This is a genomic window from Aeromonas sp. QDB17 (assembly GCF_027705305.1).
Lineage (GTDB): Bacteria > Pseudomonadota > Gammaproteobacteria > Enterobacterales > Aeromonadaceae > Aeromonas > Aeromonas caviae.
The window spans coordinates 1-1105 of the sequence record NZ_JAPDBP010000053.1 but is presented as its reverse complement, the minus strand read 5'-3'; the positions used below and the strand labels follow the sequence as shown (position 1 = coordinate 1105).

Genomic DNA, 1105 nt, shown 5'->3' with positions numbered 1-1105 from the left:
ATACCAATCAGATTAAAGATGTGATCTAATTGCTCTATTCTGGTTTCACTGTACTCAGTATGTCCGATCCAATCGATTTCTTGGCCCTCGCCAAGGCAGAAACCAACGCCAGGAAACGCATGCGATTCCTGGCGTTAGCACACTTTCAAGAAGGTCATTCCAGAACTGACATTGCCCGCTTTCTCAAAGTCAGCCGCACAAGTGTCAACAAATGGGTGAGCAACTTCTTGCTACACGGCGTGGCGGGGCTGGATAGTGTCCGTCCACCAGGCCGACCCGCCAAGCTCGGCGCCGAACAGCTATCCCAGCTTAGCGAATATATCGACCAACAAAGCCGGCTGGCTATCGGGGGACGACTGCAAGGTACTGATATTCAAACGTATATCGAACGAGAGTTTGGTGTGGCCTATGAACTCTCCAATGTCTACCGCCTCCTCAGAGAGCTGGGGTTTTCCTGGATAACCAGTCGCTCACGACATCCGAAGCAGGATGGGCAGGTGCAGGAAGCTTTTAAAAAACTTCCAGCTGGAAACGATCCTTAACATCCCGGGTCATGTTGCGCTTGCCAATGTCGATGTCTGGTTTCAGGACGAAGCCCGGTTTGGTCAACAAAATACGACTACCCGACTGTGGGCCAGGCGTGGCAGTCGCCCCCGAGCTATTCAGCAACAACAATTCGAGTACGTCTATCTCTTCGGTGCCGTCTGCCCTGCAACCGGGACAACGGAAGCCTTGCTCAGTCCTCTGGTAAACCGGGAGGTGATGAAGCAGCACTTGGCACTGATTGCAGCACGAACAAAGCCGGGTCGTCATGCGGTGGTGATCATGGACGGCGCCGGATGGCATACCATGGAATGTGCGGATGACTTCCCCAATCTCAGCCTGATCAAGCTCCCTCCCTATTCTCCCGAACTCAATCCCATTGAACAGGTATGGAGCTGGCTTCGTCAGCATGTGTTGGCTAATCGCAGCTTCAAGGATTACGACGACATCCTTGATGCCTGCACATCGGCCTGGAAGCACTTTATTGCCGATGTGGAGCGGGTGATGTCACTTTGTAGCCGAGATTGGATAAAACTGACCTAATGTTTAATCCGATTGGTAT

1 protein-coding gene is annotated in these 1105 nt (G+C 52.3%); it reads left to right on the top strand.

What is annotated here, in order from left to right; genetic code table 11:
- Window positions 1–59 precede the first annotated feature (59 nt).
- A protein-coding gene (locus OKC41_RS21005; protein WP_161469620.1) for an IS630 family transposase occupies window positions 60–1086 on the top strand; the annotation gives its coding sequence in 2 pieces (ribosomal slippage) (window positions 60–514 and window positions 513–1086; 1029 coding nt in all).
- Window positions 1087–1105 lie beyond the last annotated feature (19 nt).